At 72.6% G+C, this 17,312-nt stretch carries 15 protein-coding genes; 7 read left to right on the forward strand and 8 right to left on the reverse strand.

What is annotated here, in order from left to right:
* Nucleotides 1–33 precede the first annotated feature (33 nt).
* Together Dsi01nite_RS27930 and Dsi01nite_RS27935 are read left to right on the forward strand one after the other, a co-directional pair.
* Entirely contained in the window at nt 34–1,344 is a 1,311-nt protein-coding gene (locus Dsi01nite_RS27930; protein WP_203849239.1) for a helix-turn-helix domain-containing protein, read from the forward strand.
* Nucleotides 1,337–2,731 carry a helix-turn-helix domain-containing protein gene (locus tag Dsi01nite_RS27935; RefSeq protein ID WP_203849240.1) on the forward strand — a complete coding sequence of 465 codons (1,395 nt, stop codon included), beginning with the start codon at nt 1,337–1,339 and terminating at the stop codon, nt 2,729–2,731. Before Dsi01nite_RS27930 ends, Dsi01nite_RS27935 begins: the two co-directional genes overlap by 8 nt.
* 334 nt (nt 2,732–3,065) lie before the next feature.
* Here the strand turns inward: Dsi01nite_RS27935 and Dsi01nite_RS27940 are convergent, their stop codons facing one another.
* Complete coding sequence (locus Dsi01nite_RS27940; RefSeq protein ID WP_203849241.1) at nt 3,066–3,530, reverse strand: PPOX class F420-dependent oxidoreductase; 465 nt, start codon at nt 3,528–3,530, stop codon at nt 3,066–3,068.
* Between the two features lie 59 nt (nt 3,531–3,589).
* Here Dsi01nite_RS27940 and Dsi01nite_RS27945 point away from each other — a divergent pair, with 59 nt between their 5' ends.
* The 3 genes from Dsi01nite_RS27945 (at nt 3,590) to Dsi01nite_RS27955 (ending at nt 5,686) form a co-directional block, all read left to right on the forward strand.
* The gene (locus Dsi01nite_RS27945; protein ID WP_203849242.1) at nt 3,590–4,630 is read left to right on the forward strand and encodes a suppressor of fused domain protein; all 1,041 of its coding nucleotides are present in this window, start codon (nt 3,590–3,592) and stop codon (nt 4,628–4,630) included.
* A 48-nt stretch (nt 4,631–4,678) separates the two neighbouring features.
* Nucleotides 4,679–5,050 (forward strand): VOC family protein, encoded by a 372-nt coding sequence (locus Dsi01nite_RS27950; protein ID WP_203849243.1) that lies wholly within the window; start codon nt 4,679–4,681, stop codon nt 5,048–5,050.
* Between the two features lie 453 nt (nt 5,051–5,503).
* Nucleotides 5,504–5,686, forward strand: a complete 183-nt coding sequence (locus Dsi01nite_RS27955) for a hypothetical protein (protein WP_203849244.1) — start codon at nt 5,504–5,506, stop codon at nt 5,684–5,686.
* An 88-nt stretch (nt 5,687–5,774) separates the two neighbouring features.
* On the opposite strand, the gene Dsi01nite_RS27960 is transcribed toward Dsi01nite_RS27955, so the two are convergent.
* The 3 genes from Dsi01nite_RS27960 to Dsi01nite_RS27970 all read right to left on the reverse strand — a co-directional run bounded on the left by Dsi01nite_RS27960 (nt 5,775) and on the right by Dsi01nite_RS27970 (nt 8,258).
* Nucleotides 5,775–6,788, reverse strand: coding sequence for a fatty acid desaturase family protein (locus Dsi01nite_RS27960; RefSeq protein ID WP_203849245.1), 1,014 nt, complete (start codon nt 6,786–6,788; stop codon nt 5,775–5,777).
* Nucleotides 6,789–6,881: 93 nt separating this feature from the next.
* Nucleotides 6,882–7,502, reverse strand: a complete 621-nt coding sequence (locus Dsi01nite_RS27965) for an FMN-binding negative transcriptional regulator (RefSeq protein ID WP_203849246.1) — start codon at nt 7,500–7,502, stop codon at nt 6,882–6,884.
* Between the two features lie 21 nt (nt 7,503–7,523).
* Nucleotides 7,524–8,258 carry a hypothetical protein gene (locus tag Dsi01nite_RS27970; protein WP_203849247.1) on the reverse strand — a complete coding sequence of 245 codons (735 nt, stop codon included), beginning with the start codon at nt 8,256–8,258 and terminating at the stop codon, nt 7,524–7,526.
* A gap of 77 nt (nt 8,259–8,335) precedes the next feature.
* On the opposite strand from Dsi01nite_RS27970, the gene Dsi01nite_RS27975 reads away from it, so the two are divergent.
* A complete protein-coding gene (locus Dsi01nite_RS27975; RefSeq protein ID WP_203849248.1) occupies nt 8,336–9,295 on the forward strand; it encodes an ATP-binding cassette domain-containing protein in 960 nt (319 codons plus the stop codon).
* The gene (locus Dsi01nite_RS27980; RefSeq protein WP_239136224.1) at nt 9,292–10,092 is read left to right on the forward strand and encodes an ABC transporter permease; all 801 of its coding nucleotides are present in this window, start codon (nt 9,292–9,294) and stop codon (nt 10,090–10,092) included. The genes Dsi01nite_RS27975 and Dsi01nite_RS27980 overlap by 4 nt, the downstream gene beginning before the upstream one ends.
* Here the strand turns inward: Dsi01nite_RS27980 and Dsi01nite_RS27985 are convergent.
* From Dsi01nite_RS27985 to Dsi01nite_RS28000, 4 genes are all read right to left on the reverse strand, one after another.
* Entirely contained in the window at nt 10,060–13,140 is a 3,081-nt protein-coding gene (locus tag Dsi01nite_RS27985; protein ID WP_203849249.1) for an ATP-binding protein, read from the reverse strand. The genes Dsi01nite_RS27980 and Dsi01nite_RS27985 overlap by 33 nt on opposite strands.
* Nucleotides 13,141–13,226: 86 nt before the next feature.
* Nucleotides 13,227–15,380, reverse strand: a complete 2,154-nt coding sequence (locus Dsi01nite_RS27990; RefSeq protein ID WP_203849250.1) for a fibronectin type III domain-containing protein — start codon at nt 15,378–15,380, stop codon at nt 13,227–13,229.
* A gap of 339 nt (nt 15,381–15,719) precedes the next feature.
* A complete protein-coding gene (locus Dsi01nite_RS27995; RefSeq protein ID WP_203849251.1) occupies nt 15,720–16,043 on the reverse strand; it encodes a hypothetical protein in 324 nt (107 codons plus the stop codon).
* A 305-nt stretch (nt 16,044–16,348) separates the two neighbouring features.
* The gene (locus Dsi01nite_RS28000) at nt 16,349–17,284 is read right to left on the reverse strand and encodes an endonuclease/exonuclease/phosphatase family protein (protein ID WP_239136225.1); all 936 of its coding nucleotides are present in this window, start codon (nt 17,282–17,284) and stop codon (nt 16,349–16,351) included.
* Nucleotides 17,285–17,312 lie beyond the last annotated feature (28 nt).

The raw sequence follows: 17,312 nt of genomic DNA on the forward strand, positions 1-17,312 counted from the left end.
GTCAATACGCAGTTGATGTGGGAAGGTGGCGCGGTGACGGAGGAGGAGTCGCTCGGCGCGCGGATCAGGCGGCTGCGCCTGGAGCGTGGGCTGACGCAACGGGAGCTGGCCGAGCCGCGGTACACCCGCGCGTTCCTGGCCGCGATCGAGGCTGGCGTCCGCGTCCCGACTGCCGAGACGCTCGCCCACATAGCGGGCACGCTTGGGGTCGACGCCGACGACCTGCGCCACGGGCGCCCCGCGGACGCGGCCGACGTGCTGGCGGACGTGCTCGCCGAGGCGCGCCGCGAGCTGTCCCGCGGCAGGACGCGCGACGCGGCCGCCAAGGCCGCTGACGTCGAGCGCCGGGCCCGCCGATACGCGCTGCCCGAGCTGCGGTGCCGGGCCGTCCACCTGGCCGGGGACGTCGAGCTGCACAGGGGTGACGTGGGTGCGGCGATCCAGCTGTACACCACCGCGAAAACGTTGCTCGAGCCGCAGCACGTCACCCTGCGCGCCGCGGTGGTCGCCCGCGAGGCCTACTGCCTGCAGATCACCGGCGCGACCAGCGAGGCGATCACGTTGCTCGAGACCGAGTTGCGGAGCGTCCGCGCCGACGCCGACCCCGATCCCGACGCGCAGATCCGGTTGACCAGCGCGCTGGTGTACACGTTTCTGGAGCTGGACTGGCGCGAGCGCGCCCGCCGGCTCGAACGCGAGGCGCTGCCGCTGCTGCCGAGGGTGCGCAATCGCGAGTGGCTGGCACAGTTCAGCGTCACCGTCGCCCAGCTGCGGCGTGATCACGACCTCGCCGACACCGAACGGCTCCTCGGTGAGGCCCTCGCCATCTACACCGATCTCGGCCTCACCCGGGAGATCGGCATTTGCCAATGGGCACACGGGTACGTCCTGCGCCGCGTCGGCCGGGTCGGCGAGGCCGCCGCGAGGTTCGAGCAGGCCCGGGCCATCCTGCGCGAGGTGGGCGCCGTGCAGGACCTGGCCGGCGCCACCCTCGAGCTGGCCGAGGCGCGCCGCCTCGACGGCGACCTGGACGGGGCGGAGCGGCTCGCCACCGAGGCGGCCGGCATCTGCCACCGCACCCAGCACCAGGAGTGCATGGCCGAGGCGGACCGCATCCTCGGCCGGATCGCCGGCGCCCGCTCTCCCGGCGACCCATTCGCCGATCAACTCCTCAGCAGGGCCGCCGATCGTTACGCGGAGTCAGGACTCACCGCCGAACTTGTGACGACGAGCAGGTTGTTGGGCGAGCAGCGGCGTGCTGCCGGTAACGTCGAGGGTGCGGCAGAGAGCTTCCGGCGGGGGCTTCTCGCCGCCGCCCGCCCGTTGGTGACGCCACATGAATGACGGCATCGGCGGACGGATCCTGGCCCTGCGCACCGGCAAAGGGCTGACCCAACGTGACCTCGCCGAGCCCAACTACACGGCCGCCTATGTCTCATCCGTCGAAAACGGTCATCGCGTCCCGTCCAACGACGCCCTCGCCCACTTCGCCAACCGCCTGTCCGTCGACGTCACGCAGCTCACCACCGGCCGCCACCCTGGCGACGCACTGTCCATCGAGATCCAGCTGATTGAAGAGCGACAACCGCAGCTCTGGTACGAGCACCGCGCCGCCGATCCGGTCGAACCCCCGGTTCGCCGGGCCACGGCCGAGGTCGTGCTGGGCCGCCGAGCCCTGAAGATCGCCACTCCCGACGACGCCGCAGCTCACTTCGAGCGGGCCCGACGTCTCATCCCACCGACCCTTGCCCACCTGCGGACGTCGGCGGTCGTCGGGCTCGCCCTGTGCGCGCGACTGCAGGGCGACCCGGGGTATGCCGCGTACCTGCTGACCGACCTCCGCGACGAGCTGCACCGCGCCGGGCTGCCGGATCCCGTGTCGGTGCTGGCGATCCACGCCGTGCTGGCGTTGTGCCAGTCGGACCTGGGTGAGGACGCCGCCGCGGCCGCGGAGACCGCGCTGGCGCTGGCCGGACCGGGAGCGGGCGTGGTCGAGGCGCAGCTGGCGACGGCCCGGACGCTTGCCGCGTCGAACCATCTGCCCGAGGCGCGGGCGGCGCTCGTCGCGGCGGGTGGCGCGAGCCTGGAGTCGTGGCTCGCGGACGAGATCGCCGGGGCGCAGCGGATCCGGGCCCGGGGGCGGCTTTCGGCGGGCGACCTGGCCGGTGCGCTGACGGATCTGACCGCGGCGCGGCGGCGTTCGACGGGGCCGGCGGCGCTGGACGCGATGGTCGATCTGGCGGAGGTGCATCGTGCGCTGGGCGACCCGGCGACGGCGCGCGCCCTGCTGTCGGCAGCCGACCGGCTGGTCGACCCGAACGGACTGGGCGGCGTTGACGAACTGGCCGACGTTGACGGGCCGGCTGGCGTTGACGGGCCGGCTGGCGTTGACGACCCGGGCGGAGCTGACGACCCGGGCGGCGTGGACGGGACAGCCGGCGTGGACGGGCCGGGCGGCGTGGACGGGCCGGCCGGCGGCTCCGCGGTTGATGTGCGGCGGGCGCGTGCTCATCGCGTGCGGGCGCTGCTCAGTCAGGACGCCGGCGATCTCGACGCGGCCGAGCGGCACCTCCGCGCCGCGATCACCATCCATCGCCGCACCGGCCCCCGGCGCGAGCTCGCCCAGCTCTCCCTCGACCTGGCCGACCTGCTGACCGCGATGCGCCGCCCGGACGACGCCCTGTCCGTCCTCGCCGACGGCCTCACCGCCGTCGACGGCCACGCCGGATAGCCACGCCGCGACTGCCTCCCACGACGGTGCGGCACACAGTCACGCCACGGCACGACCGCGACGCGTCACGCACGCCACGGCCGCGACACGTCGTGGCACAAGGCCGCTGGTGTTGCACACGGTCGCGGCGCGGCACGACCGCGATGCGTCGCACACGCCACGGCCGCGACACGTCGCGGCACAAGGCCGCGAGTGTTGCGGCGCGGCACAAGGCCGCGGGTGTTGCGGCGCGGCACGGCCGTGACGCGGCGTGGCACAAGGCCGCGGGTCCGGCACATGGTCGCGGTGCGGCGGGCAGCCGTGCCGGCGAGGGAGGCAGCCGTGCGCTGCGGGGTCAGTCCGCGAGCCGGGCCGGAAACCCACCCGTGGCGATCGGACCCCACGACTCGATCGTGACGCGCAGCAGCGACTTGCCCTGCTGGCGCATCGCTTCGCGGTACTCGTCCCAGTCGGGATGCTCGCCGGAGATGCAGCGGAAGTACTCGACCAGCGGCTCCAACGCCTCCGGCAGGTCCAGCACCTCGGCGACCCCGTCGACCTGGACCCAGGGACCGTTCCACTCGTCGGAGAGCACGACGACCGAGACGCGGCTGTCGCGGCGGGCGTTGCGGATCTTGGCGCGCTCCGGATACGTCGAGATGACGATCCGCCCCTGCGCGTCGACCCCGCTGGTGACGGGTGAGGCCTGCGGGCGGCCGTCGGCTCGGGTGGTGATGACCAGCGCCCGGTGCCGGCTCGAAAGGAACTCGATCAGCTCGGAGCGGCCCACGTCAGTGTTTGTCGCGATGGTACGACCCATGCCTCAACCCTAATCGCAGCAAGGGTTGAAGGATTTCTGAACTATGGTTAGGTCGGCTGGTGACCTCCGACGCACCTGGCTGGGACGCCATCGACGCCGCGCTCGACCGCCTTTACCCCGGCATCGAGCCCAAGCACTACGCCACGCTGCTGAAATGGTCGCTCGGCGGGCCGGATCCACTGGATGGCATCAGCTTCTACGCCCGTGAAACGCCGGTGCCGCACTGGCACATCGTCAGTTACGGCATGAGCGAGCTGTATTCGGCGCCCAATCCGGACGCGGAGTGGTCCGGCTGGGGATACGAATTCACGTTCCGGGTGCGCCGCCAGCCGGGCGAGACCCAGCCGCCGGTCTGGGCCGCCAACTTCCTGCAGAACCTGGCCCGCTACAACTTCAGCAGTGGCAACGGCTTCGCGCCCAACCATCAGATGGATCTCAATGGGCCGATCGCGCTGGAGTACCAAACCCTGATCCGCGCCATCGCCTTCGTCGAGGACCCGGAGCTCGGCGTCATCGATGCCCCGTTCGGCAAGGTCCGGTTCCTGCAGGTCTTCGGCATGACCCTGGACGAATACGCGGCCACCCAGACGTGGAGCGTGGAGGCGGTGCTCAACCTCGTCGCCGGGCACGCCCCACTGTTCGTCACCGACCTGCGCCGCAAGTCGCTCACCGACATCCCCGCCTTCGCAGAGAAGGTCGCCGCTGGCCGCCGTCGCGACGGTTCGTCCACCAGCAGCCTGGCCGTCGCCGAGTTCGCCTGGCTCCCGGACGGCGACGGCTACCGCCTGATCGTCGGCGCCCACGCGGTCGAGCGCATCGCCGCGGTCCTGCGTGGTCGCCTCCGCTTCGGACGAAGCCTGGTCGTCGACGGCCCCGACAGCAGCGTCGAGTTCTCGTCCGGCAGTTTCGGCCTCGGTACCAACAGCGACCCCGTCCTACTTAAGATCGTTCTGACGGACGAGGCCCTGGATCACCTGACCGGCGTGCTCGTCCCCCTGGCCGGCGTCTCCCCCGTGCCGGAAGCCCCCGGCCTCATCGTCGACGTCCGCCCAACCCTCATCCGCGACGGCGACGGCAACGTGGTCGAACGCATCGGCTGACCCGCCGATTCCGGAAGAAATTGTCGGTCGTCTCCATAGACTGGAAGCATGCTTGACCACCTCGGGATCCAGGTAGCCGACCTGACCGCCAGCAAGGCGTTCTACGACGCGGTCCTCGCACCGCTCGGCGCGAAACGCATGATGGAGTTCCCCGGCGTCGCCGGTTACGGCGTCACCAAGCCCGACTTCTGGCTCGGCCCGGTCACCATCGACGTCGTCCAGCGCGAAGTGCACGTCGCGTTCTCCGCCGCCGACCGCGCGACGGTCATCGCCTTCCACGAGGCAGGCGTCGCATTCGGCGCAGAGGTCCTCCACGCCCCACGACTCTTCCCCGAATATCACCCCGACTACTTCGGCGCCTTCCTCCGCGACCCCGACGGCAACAACGTCGAAGCCGTCTGCCACTTACCCGCCCCGTAGCCAGCACCACCCGCCGCCACCACCGCGAACACGTCGGCGGCAGCGGGCTCGACGACGCCCCGGGTCGGGCTCATCATGAAATTCCCCGCGGAACATTGCCGGGCAAAACGTCGGCGCGGTCGGGGGGCAGGGCGGCGCCGTGACCACGGGCGGCCGGTTCCACCACGACACCGCAATCGGATGCCGCCACGGACCGGTCGACGTCAATCACCACGCCTGGGCGCAACCGACGGTGACGCCTGCCGTTGTCCGGCGGGGACCTCGTCGTCGGACAGGCGGTAGAGTTGGCGTACCGCCCGGCCCCGGGCGACGTTTCCTTTGGCCGCACCGTCGGCGTGTCCGTTCTACCGGCGCGCTGCCCATTCGATGGGCAAACCCGTTCGATGGGCAGGCGATGGTGATTCCCGGCTGACTGATGACCACCGTCCAGCAGTCACCACTTCGGGAGCAGCCATGAACGTAGCGAAATCCAAGATCCTCGAAGTCCTACGCAGCCGCGGGCAGAACGACCGAGCGGACTGGGTCGACCGGACAATGCCGGACGAGATCGACACCGCGAAGAACTCGGGCCTGCTCAGCCTGCTGAAGCTCGACGCCGCCGACCTGACCGACGAGCCGGACCGCCAAGCAGGCTAGCGGCGAGCCAGGGAGGCCAGGCGCCAGGGAAGCCAGGCGCCAGGAAGCCACGGAAGCCACGGAAGCCACGGAAGCCACGGAGCGAACGTCAGCGCCGGGATGGGGTGAGGGCCGCGCCTACGCCGTCCAGGTGGCGTAGCACCTCGCGCCACGAGCGCCACAGGCTGGTTTCGCAGTAGTCGACGCCGTTCTCGGCGCAGAAACGCCGGACGAGGACCTGGGCCCGGCGCAGGTTGGGGCGCGGCATGCTCGGGAAGAGGTGGTGCTCGATCTGGTAGTTCAGGCCGCCCAGCGCGGTGTCGACGAGCCAGCCGCCGCGGACGTTGCGGGACGTGAGCACCTGTCGGCGCAGGTAGTCCAGGTTGTTGTCGGCGGAGAGGATCGGCATGCCCTTGTGGTTCGGGGCGAAGGCGCTGCCCAGGTAGATGCCGAAGAGGCCCTGGTGCACGGCGATGAACACCAGGCCCTGCAGGGGGTTGAGGACGACGAAGACCGCCGTCAGGTACAGCACGGCGTGGGCGGCCAGCAGCGTGATCTCGGTCGGGCGGCGGCGCAGTTTGGCCCGGAACACGGCCTGGACACTGCTGAGGTGCAGGCTCATCGCCTCGAGGGTCAGCAACGGCAGGAACAGGTAGCCCTGCACGCGGATGAAGGCGGCCCGCAGGCCGCGCAGGCCGGCGGCCTGGCGGGCGCTGAAGGCCAGCGGGACGACCACGATGTCGGGGTCGGCGCCCTCGGTGTTGGGGTTGGCGTGGTGCCGGCTGTGCTTGTCGACCCACCAGCCGTAGCTCAGCCCGATGGCGAGGTTGGCGTGGAGGATGCCGAGGAGGTCGTTGGCGCGGCGGGACCGGAAGATCTGGCGGTGGCCGGCGTCGTGACCGATGAACCCGACCTGCGTGAACAGGGCGGCCAGGAGCACCGCGGTGAGCAGTTGCCACCAGGACTGGCCGATGAGCACGAACGCCGTCCAGGTGGCGACCAGCAGCCCGCCGACCGCCGCAATCCGGGTCGCGTAGTAGCCGCCGCGGCGCTCGAGGAGGCCGGCCTGTTTCACGTGGCGGGAGAGTTGGGCGTACTGCGAAGGCTGGACGAACGCGCTCATGATGTCCCCGACCGTGGGAGGCGTGAAGGCGGAAAGCGCAGCACCACCAGGCCGTTACGCTACCGCTCCCGGAGCGTGCCCGCACGGTGACGGTCAGAAGACGTCCATCGCCGCGGCCACCTGCCGCTCGGTCTCGCTGCCGCGGTGGTCGGCGCGCAGGTCGTCGCGGACCCCGGCGATGTCCTCGGCGCTGCGGTTCTGGCTCAGTTTCCACTTTGCCTCGACCCTGGTGATCACGAGCTCGATGCCGACGATCGCGCGCAGTTGCCCCTCGATGAAGGCGCGTGGCGCGTCGGCCACGGACCAGGGCGACGGGCGACCGGCCTCGTGGCGCTCGGTGAGCCGGCGCACCAGGTCCTCGGTCCACGCGGGGTCGTCGTGGGCGACGAGCGTGCCGTAGACGTGCGCGGTGATGTAGTTCCAGGTCGGCACGACGCGGCCGTGTTCGCGTTTGGACGCGTACGCCGACGGTGACACGTACGCGTCGGGACCCCGCACGATCGTCAGCGCCTCGCTGCCGGTGTGCTGCCACTGGGTGTTGTTCCGGGCGACGTGCCCGGACAGCACCCCCGCCGCCGGGTCGAACAGCAGCGGCAGCGTGGTCGCGACCATGCCCTGGCCGTCCCAGGTGACCAGGTCACAGGCCGCCGCCCGCGACAGCAACTCGTGGACGGCGGCATCGGACGGCGCGGCGAAGTGCTTGGGCACATACATGAACACCAAGCGTAAACGGTGTCAGCAGCCGCGCCAGACCACCGGCGAGAGCCCACCGGGCCCGTCGCTGTGACCGACCAGCGTGTGGCCGTCGCCGGCGAAGCCGCTGACGATGGCCCGCCGCCCGTCCAGCGACGGCAGCGTGAAGAGGGCGCCGTCGCGCCAGACCGTCGCCTGCTCCCCGGGTCCCCGCCCGGCGATCGCGCCGGTGCCGTCCACCGCGACCGGCACGACGGGTAACCCTGTGCTCGACGGCCCCGGTGGCCAGGTTCCAGCGGACCGGCGTGCTGCGGGCGACCAGCTCCTCCTTGCCGTCCTCGCCGCCCGGCCGGTGGACGCGACCCCGATCGCCCAGTCGCCGCTGATCGCCTGGCCCTCGCTGCTGAGGTACCCCTCCGGCAGCGCCAACGCACGGCCGGTGCCGTCGGGTGTCCAGCGGTATGCCCGCTCCCGTGTGCCGACGGTGCCGACGGTGCCGTCCTCCCCGATCCCGGCCGCCATCGTGTCCTTGCCCCCGGCCTGGAGCAGCCGCGCCCGGTCGTGGGTGGCCGGCCAGACGACGGCCTTGGCGCTGGAGTCCGGGTAGTAGACGATCCCGGCGATCTCGCCCCGGTCGTTGACCGCGACCGCGTCGCTGATGACCGCCCCGTCCGGCATGGGAAGGTCGGCCACGGCGCCGTCGCGGAGAATGGCGGCCCGCCGGTCCTCCAGCCTGCCGTGGGTACCGACGGAGACGGGAACACCAAGACGATGCACGGCACCCGACACGGGGTTCAAAACCCGTGTCGGTGCCGTGTCGGCCCCGTGTCAGCGGCCCCGCGCACGGTGGGTCCATGACAGACGTGATGGTCGAGGCCGAGGGCCTCGTCAAGCGATTCGGGGAGACGAGGGCGCTGCAGGGCGTCGACCTCGCCGTCCCCCGCGGCACCGTGCACGGCGTGCTCGGACCCAACGGTGCCGGCAAGACCACCGCCGTGCGCATCCTGTCCACGCTGCTGCGGCCGGACGCCGGGCAGGCCCGTATCGCCGGCTTCGACGTGGTCCGCGACGCCGAGAAGGTCCGGTCCCGCATCGGGCTGACCGGCCAGTACGCGAGTGTCGACGAGGACCTGACCGGCCGGCAGAACCTGGTGCTCTTCGGCACCCTGCTCGACCTGCGCAAGAGCGCCGCGAAGCACCGCGCCAAAGAGCTTCTCGAGTGGTTCGACCTGACCGAGGCCGCGGACCGGCCGGCCAAGACCTACTCCGGTGGCATGCGCCGCCGGCTCGACCTGGCCGCGAGCCTCGTCGGCCGCCCGGACGTGATCTTCCTGGACGAGCCGACGACCGGCCTGGACCCGTCCAAGCGCGAGGACATGTGGCAGGTGGTGCGCACGCTGGTCCGCGACGGTTCGACGGTGCTGCTGACCACGCAGTACCTGGAGGAGGCGGAGGCCCTCGCCGACGAGATCACCGTCATCGACCACGGCCGGGTCATCGCCAACGACACCCCGGAGCAGCTGAAGCGGATCGTCGGCGGGCAGACCCTCGAGGTGCGTCCCGCCGACCCGGCGGACCTGGAGAAGACCGGGCTGATCCTGGCCTCGGTCGCGACCAACCAGAAGCCGGCGGAAATGACCCGCAAGGGCGTCCTGGCGGTCCCGGTCAGCGGCGACGAGGCGCTCACCGAGTCCGTCGCCCGGCTCGCCACGGCCGGGATCGTCGTCACCGAGCTCTCCATGCACCTGCCCAGCCTCGACGAGGTCTTCTTCACCCTGACCGGCCGCAAAGACACCGAAGGGAACCACAAGTGACCGCCATCGCCGTACAACCCTTGAAGAGCCAGTTCAAACCCCTGCGACTGGTACGCCATTCGCTCGAACTGACAAAACGCAGCCTGATCAAGACCTGGCGGACCCCGGAGGCGTTGATCGACGTCACGGTCCAGCCGGCCCTGTTCCTGGTCATCTTCGTCTACATCTTCGGCGGCGCGATCGCCGGCGGCACGCACGAATACCTGCAGTTCCTGATGCCGGGCATCCTCGCCCAGACGGTCGCGATGGGCGCCATCTCCATCGGCGTCAACCTCAACAACGACCTGGAGAAGGGCATCTTCGACCGGTTCCGGTCGCTGCCGATCGCCCGGTCGGCCCCGCTCATCGGCGCGGTCCTCGGCGACGTCGTCCGATACGTCATCGTCACCATCTCGACGTTCGCGTTCGCCTACCTGATGGGCTTCCGCATCCATGCCAGCCCGCTGCACGCGATCGCCGGCTGCCTGCTCGCGGTCCTGTTCGGGGTCTGCCTGAGCTGGGCGCTGGTGTTCGTCGGGATGCTCGTGCGGACGTCCGGCGCGGTGCAGGGCATCGGGTTCCTGGTGATCATGCCGCTGACGTTCGCGTCCAACGTGTTCGTCGGCACGTTCACGCTGCCCGGCTGGATGCAGGGGTTCGTGAAGGTCAACCCGCTGACGCACCTGGTCCAGTCGATGCGCGGGCTGTTCCTCGGCACGCCGGTCGGCAACCACGTGTGGTGGACCCTCGGCTGGTGCGCGGCCTTCGTGATCGTGTTCATGCCGCTAGCCCTGGCGGCCTACCGTAAGAAGGTCTGACATGAGGGCACGGACGCGGTCGGTGGCTTCGGTCACCGGCCGCTCGTGCCAGTTCCAGCCGTCCTCGCCGGCCGGCGGCACCCCGGCACCGTCCGGGAACAGCAGCTCGACGTTGCCGCCGAGCCGCAGCCCGAGCGCCCACAGCTCCGCCGCCGAGGGTGCGCCGCGGTGCGCCGCGAAGGTCGCACCGGCCAGCGTCAGCACCCCGAACACCGGGATGTCGTAGGTGGTCAGCGCCTCATCCAACGCCTGCCGGAGCAACCCACCGGCCCGGGAAGGCGCCGACAGGCGCAGCAACAGCACGGCGACGCAGCTGCGGTACAACACCCGCACCTGCGGCACGTTGATCTCGATGCCTTCAAGGACGGCGAGGACCCGGCCGGCCCGCGCCTCGGCCTCGGCGTGGTCGCCGTGCGCCAGGGCGAGCTGGCCGAGCACCAGGTCCGCCAGCCCGGCGTCCATCTCCTGCGTGCCGGGCGCCCGGGCCACGGCCCTGAGCCGGTCGGCCGCGGCGGTGTCGCCGGCGAACGCTGCCCGCGCGTCGAGCTGGACCCGGATCGAGCCGAGGTCCTGGGCGGCGCCGAGCAGGTCCATGTGCCGCTCGCTGCGCCGCAGCCACTCCTGCGCGTCCGGCCCGCCGCGCCCGCCGATGGTCTGCGCGGTCGTGCCCATCCCCCAGTGGTCGCCGACCTCCTCGAAGCGCTGGTAGGCCAGGGTCGCGTCGGCGACGGACCGGGCGAGGTCCCCCCGGTTCTCGTGCATGAGGGCCCGGAAGTAGAGCCCGAAGCCCTGCACGTACCGGTCGGGGTTGCCGACCAGGTCACCGGCGGCGAGCACGGCCGCGTCGAGGTCCGACGAGCTCAGCGCGCGCAGCGACGACGCGAGGGTCCAGGCCCGGGTCGACACCTCGTGGCTGCGCGGGCCGAACGCCCGCAGGACCTTCAGCACGAGCGCGAACAGCCGCGGCGTGTCCACGACGAACGCGTTGAGCCCGGTGAACAGGCACAGCCAGGTGGCCCGTTCGGCGTTGACGACCGGATCCCCGCGCAGCAGCGCCGAGCGGTGCTGGGCCGCCGGGTCGTCGACCCGGAGCACCCGCAGCGTCCACGTGATGACCTCCGGGTGCAGGCCGCGCACCGTCCACAGGTGCGCGAGCGCCGTCATCACGTCGACCGCCGCCGCGTCGTCCTCGTGGGCCAGGGCCCACCGCAGCGCGGCGATCAGGTTGTCCTGTTCGAGCCCGCACTCCCGGAACGCCGGCAGCTGGTCCGGCGTGAGGAAGGCCGCGGCGACCCGCGCGCCCAGCCGCGCCGCCCACCGGACCAGGCCGCCCATCGCGGCGTCGCGGGTGCCGGCCGCGTCGAGGCGGACCTCGCCGTATTCCCGGACGGTCTCCAGCATCCGATACCGCGGCACGCCGTCCTCGCCGGCCTCCAGCGACAGCAGCGACTGCTCGACCAGCATCGCCAGCCCGCGCCGGACGTCCCGATCCTCCACAGCGGCGACAGCGCCGGCGAGCGCGGCGGTGAACGGCGCCGGGATCACCGCGAGCCGCTCCAGCAGCTCCCGGTCGCCGGCGCCGAGCAGCTCGCGGCTCCAGTCGACCATCGCCCACAGGCTCGCGTGCCGGTCCGGCAGCCCGCGCAGCGCGTCGTCGAGCAGCCCGAACCGGTCGGCGAGCCCGGCCAGGACGTCGTCGATCGGCATGTGCCGGAGCCGGGCCGCGGCGAGCTCGAGCGCGAGCGGCAGGTTGTCGAGCCGGTGGCACAGCTCCAGGGCGGCGTCCGGATCGCCGGGCGTCGCCCCACCGGCCCGGACCCGCGCGTCGAGAAGGTCCAGCGCGGCGGCGTCGGGCAGCGTCCCGAGCCGGTGGACCACCTCGCCGGGCAGGCTCAGCGGCGCCCGGCTGGTCGCGAGCACCGCGAGGTCCGGCGCGGCGAGCAGTTCCGCGGCCGCTGCGGCCGCCGCTTCCAGGACGTGTTCGCAATTGTCAAGAACCAGAAGCCCGTGCAGCTCCGGTACGACCAGCGCCAGCCGCTCGCCGGAACCGGCCGACCGCCACTCCGCCCGGCCCACCCCGGAGTCCGGCCCACTGACCGCGGCGAGCACCGCCGGCAGCACCTCGGCCGAGGTGCGCACGCCGGCCAGCTCCACCACGTGCACGGCCCGCCCGCGGGCCACGACCCGCCGGGCGACCTCGGCGGCGAGCCTGGTCTTCCCGGCCCCGCCGGCGGCCACGACCGTCACCAGCGGCGCCGTTTCCAGGGCCGCGAGGACCGCGGCCACGTCCCGCTCCCGCCCGACGAGCGGGGTCATCGCCCGCCGCCACCCGGCCGGCAGCGCCGTCTTCGGCGCGACCCGCGGCGTGAGCTCGCCCCGCAGCAGCGCCACGTGCGCGGCCGCGACCGCCGGCGACGGGTCGGCGCCGTAGCCGTCGGCGAGGTCGGCCCGCAGGCGTTCGACCACTTCCAGGGCCTCGGCGTCGCGACCCTGCGCGGCGAGGATCCGCACCAGCAGGACCGCCGACGGTTCGTGCGGCGGCCGGTGCGCGACGAGCCGGCGCAGGTCGGCGTCGTCCCCGGGCCGGCCGGCGGCGAGCGCCGCCTCCGCGGCCAGGCCCGCGGTCTCTGCGAACAGCGGGGCCGGGCCGGCGGCGTCGTCGAGGTCGGGCGCCTCCGGGAAGAGCGCTCGGGCCTCCCGCGCCGCGGCCGCCGCCGCGTCGGGGTCACCGCGGTCCAGGGCGCGCCGCCCGTGGTCCAGCAGCGCCCGGCCCACGACGACGTCGACCTCGACGGCCTCGACGGGCACCAGGTAGCCACCGGGAGCGGCGGTCACCGCCAGTCCGAGCCGGCGGGCCCGCGACACCAGCGCCTGCACCGCGCCGGGTGCGTCGTCGGGCGGATCGGCGTCCCAGACGGCGTCGACGAGCGCGCCGACGGACACCGCCCGCCCACGCGCGTCGATGAGCGCCCGGACCACCGCCGCCAGCCGCGCGCCCTTCACCGGCCGCCCGTCGACGGTCAGCTCCCCCAGCGTCGTGACGCGCATGGGTCCGATCATGCCGGGTCCGGACAGACGAACGCCCCGGGGGAGGGCCCCGGGGCGTTCGCCGCTACTTGTGTTCGGTCGCGCTCTTAGGCGACGTGGGTCCACCAGCCCCAGGTGCCGGAGTTCGGCGCGGACTGGACGCGGTGCCAGACCGATCCGTCCGCACCGACCGCGAAGACCTCCATCACACCGTCGGCGCGGGTGAACGCCGTCGGGTTGCTGTAGATGAGGCCGCTCATGTTGGTCCAGCCGGACCACTGCGACGGGTCGGCCGGGTCGGTCTGGACCTGCGAGTACAGGTTGCTGTCCTGACCGCGGGTGAAGACCGCGACGGTGCCGTCGGCGTTCTGCGCGACCTCGATGTCGATGGCGTACTTCTCCGCGCCGAGGCGGGTCCACCAGGCGAAGGAGCCGTCGCCGTTCTGCAGCCGGTACCAGATCGAGTGGTCGCCGCCGATCGCGAAGACCGTGATCCGGCCGTTGGCGTTGAGCACGGCGGTCGGGTCGCTGAAGATGAGGCCGCTCAGGTTGGTCCACGCGCCCCAGGTGCCGTTGGCGGCCTGGACGCTCGTGTACAGGTTGTTGTCGCCGCCACGGGCGAACATCTGCGACAGCCCGTCGTGGTTGGTGATGATCGGCCCGTGCATCGCACCGGCGGAGCCGGGAGCCGCACCATCGGTGGTGATGGGGGTCGACGCGGCGGTGCTGTACACGGTCGGGCTGGCGTAGGCGACGACGGTGACGTCGTATGCCGTGCCGGGCGTCAGTCCGTTGATCGAGCAGGTGACAGCCGGCGCGACGGCCGTGCAGCTCAGGGCCCCGGCGCTGGCCGCGGCCGGTGCGGTGGGAGTCGCGGTCGCGACGTAGTACACGACGGCGGCACCACCGACGGGAGCGGCAGGGGTCCAGGCGATCGTCGCCGAGGTGGAGGTGACGTCATCGGCGGCGGGCGGCGTGACGGCCGGCGCCGAGGGCTTCGGCACCACGGCGGGCATGACCGTGGGCGGCACCGAGGCGGTGGCGGCGGACTGCGTGCCGCTGCTGTTGATGGCCGCGACCGCCAGGGTGTAGGTGGCCCCGTTGGTCAGGCCGGTGACGGTGCAGGTCATGCCGGTGGTGACGCACGTCTTGATCACACCGGCCGACGTGGCGGTCACCCGGTACTTGGCGGCGGTGCCCGACGCCGGCGCGGCCCAGGACACGGTGGCCTCGGTGTCGCCACCGGTCGCCACGATGCTGGTGGGCACGCCCACACTGCCCAGGATGTTGATCTCGTTCGAATCGGCGGCCGCCGAGGTCAGCGCGCCCTTGGCCGCGGTGACCTTGAACTTGTACACCGCGCCGGCCACCAGGGACGTGGCGGTGCAGGTGATCGCCGTGGAACCGGTGACGACCGGCGTGCATGTGGTGGTGGGCGCGTCGGCGACGTCGTTCTTCCACGCCGTGACCGCGTAGCCGGTGACCCCGGCGGTCGCCGAGGGGGTCCAGGACACGGTTGCGGTGCCCGCGACCGTCGTGCTGGCGACCACGTCGGTCGGCGCGTCGGGCGCCACACCGGGCGTCGCCGGTCCGCTGGCGGTGCTGGCCGCCGAGACCGTCGAGCTCGGGCCGTTGGCGACCGCGGTGAAGGTGTAGGCGGTGCCGTCGGTCAGTCCGGTCACCGTGCAGGTGTAGACCGAACCGTTCGTGCTGGTGCAGGTCTTGTCCGTGGCAACGCCGGCGGCCAGGGCCGTCACGGTGAAGTTGTTGACGGTGGCCCCGGTGTTGTTACCGGGGAGCCAGGAGACGTCCACCTTGCCGCTGACGCCGGTGGCGGTCGCCACCACGCCGCTCGGTGCCGCCAGCGCGGTAGGCGTCGTGGCGGCGCCGGCCGCCGTCACGGTCGGCGTGGCGGACAGATCCGCGGTGTTGGCGAGATTCCGCGCCTTGGTGGTGACCGTGTACTGCTGGCCGGCAACCAGATTCGGGATGTAGCACTGCACCGTTGTCGCGTTTCCGCCGGGCGTGGCGACGGTGCAGCTCGAGTCCGGGGTCGAGTCGGCGTCGGTGCCGTCCGCGTATGCGGTGAAGCTGCTGAGGTCGTCCGCTGCCGCTGGGACGACAGCGCCGGTGGCGTCGGTGTCGGTGTTGGTGAAGACCACCTTCAGCGACAGCGGAGCGGCCGTGACGTCCGCGGAGTAGGTGGTGAGGTTGCCGGCTGCCGAGGCCGGCGAGGCCACCAACAGGGAGCCCGCCGTCATTGTCAAAACAGCCGCCGAGCCGAGCAGGCCGCGTCTGGGCCCTGCCCGGCGGTCGCGCGGTTTGCTCACTTGAATCATTGCGTCCAACCCCCCGTTGCGAGGCGCCAGCACCGGTGCCGACGCGCCATCTCCTAGCAATGTATGGCGGTGCTGTACTTTTCGGAGCAAATTGGGTAATAAGGCTTTTTGACAGGTGGCGAGGACTCCCGCCGTGCTAGTGACGATCGGCCCTGGGCAGGCCAGACCCGGTGTGAGACGCCCAGTTGGCGCGGTTGGGCGGCAATCCGCGCGACCGTCTGCACCCCGCGCGCGACCCGCGCGCGACCTTCGGCGCCGCGGTCAGGACCGGTCCGCGCCCGCCGGATTCCGCGCGATCGCATCGCGGGCCGCGTCGATGACCGCCTCGCGGCTCGGGACCGGCACGTCCGTGCGGGTGCGGGAGCCCGCACCGGCGGGTGCGTCCGGTGCCTGGTCCGCGGCGGCGTGCAGCAGCGCGGCCGGCTCGTGGTCGCCGGGGCGGTGCGGCAGGTCGGCGAGGTCGCGCAGGGTCGCCCACTGGTGGGTCCAGTTCCCGGTTCGCGCGAAGGAGCCGACGACCTCGCGATAACCTTCGAGCGCCTCGTGGACCCGGCCCGCGCGGCCGCGGACCGTCAGCAGCCCCACGGTCGCCACCCCGACCAGGAAGGTCGCGCCCGACGTGCGGGCCAGGTCGATCGCGCGGGAGTAGTGCGCCTCGGCCGCCTCGCCGCGCCCCGCTGACGTAGGCGATCCAGGCCAGCATGGTGAGGCTCACCGCGCCGGCGGCGTCCCGGCCGTGCGGCGCCCGGGACCGGTCGGGGTCCCCGGCGTAGGCCGCTGCGAGCGCCTCGTGGCTCCGGCTCACGCGGGCGGCCGCGGCGGCGAGCGCGGGCTCGATCGCCGCCGCTTCCGCCGCGCCGCCCAGACCCCGCCCAACCTCGTCTACGAGATCAAGCTGCAGCCAGCCGGATCCGCGCGGCCAGTGGGAGGTGGTCGCTGCCCGTCGCGGGCAGCGGCCACAGCTTCGTGACCGTCGCCGAGCGGGTCATGACCTGGTCGATGCGGGCCACGGGCAGCGCCGCCGGCCAGCTGAACGCGAGGTCCGACCGGGCCGGGGTCAGCACCGCCGTGACCGGGCGCAGGCCGCGGTCGTCCACGGTGCTGTTGAGGTCGCCGAGCAGGACGACCGTGCCGAGGGGTTCGGCGCTCAGCGCCCGGCCGAGCCGCACGGCGCTCTCGTCGCGCCTGGTGACGTTGAACCCGGCGCGCAGGCCGAGGCGCACCGACGGCAGGTGCGCCACGTAGACGGCGACGTCTCGCGCCGGCAGCCGGACCACGGCGCGCAGGCCCCGGTTCCAGTCCTCGCCGACGCCGGTGGGCCTGATGTCGATCGCCCGGGCGGCCAGGATCGGGTGCTTCGACCAGAGGCCGACGGTGCCGTGCACCACGTGATGCGGAAACTGCGGCGCGAGCGTCGCGGCGTAGGTGTCGACCGCCTCCGGAAGGAGCTCCTCCAGGGCGATGAGGTCCGGCCCGACCTTCGCCAGGGCGCGTGCGGTGCCCGCCGGGTCGGGGTTCTCGTCGCTCGCGTTGTGCTGCACGACGGTGAGGTCGTAGGCGGCGCCGGGTCCGGGCAGGGCACCGCCGAAGAGGCCGAGCCATGCCACGACGGGCAGCAGCACGGCGAGCAGCGCGACGAACGACCGGCGCAGCAGCGCCGCCTCCAGCACCACCGGGATCACCAGGCAGAGCCAGGGCAGGAACGTCTCGAGCAGGCTGCCCAGGTGACCGCCGCCGCCGGGCACCGCGGCGGGCGCGGCGAGCAGGAAGGCGGCGAGCCCGGCCAGCCCCGCCGGCACCGCGCCGCGCCGCCAGCTCCACCGCATGACGTCCATCTTCGCGGGTCGCGTCCCG

The organism is Dactylosporangium siamense, from assembly GCF_016862795.1.
Lineage (GTDB): Bacteria > Actinomycetota > Actinomycetes > Mycobacteriales > Micromonosporaceae > Dactylosporangium > Dactylosporangium siamense.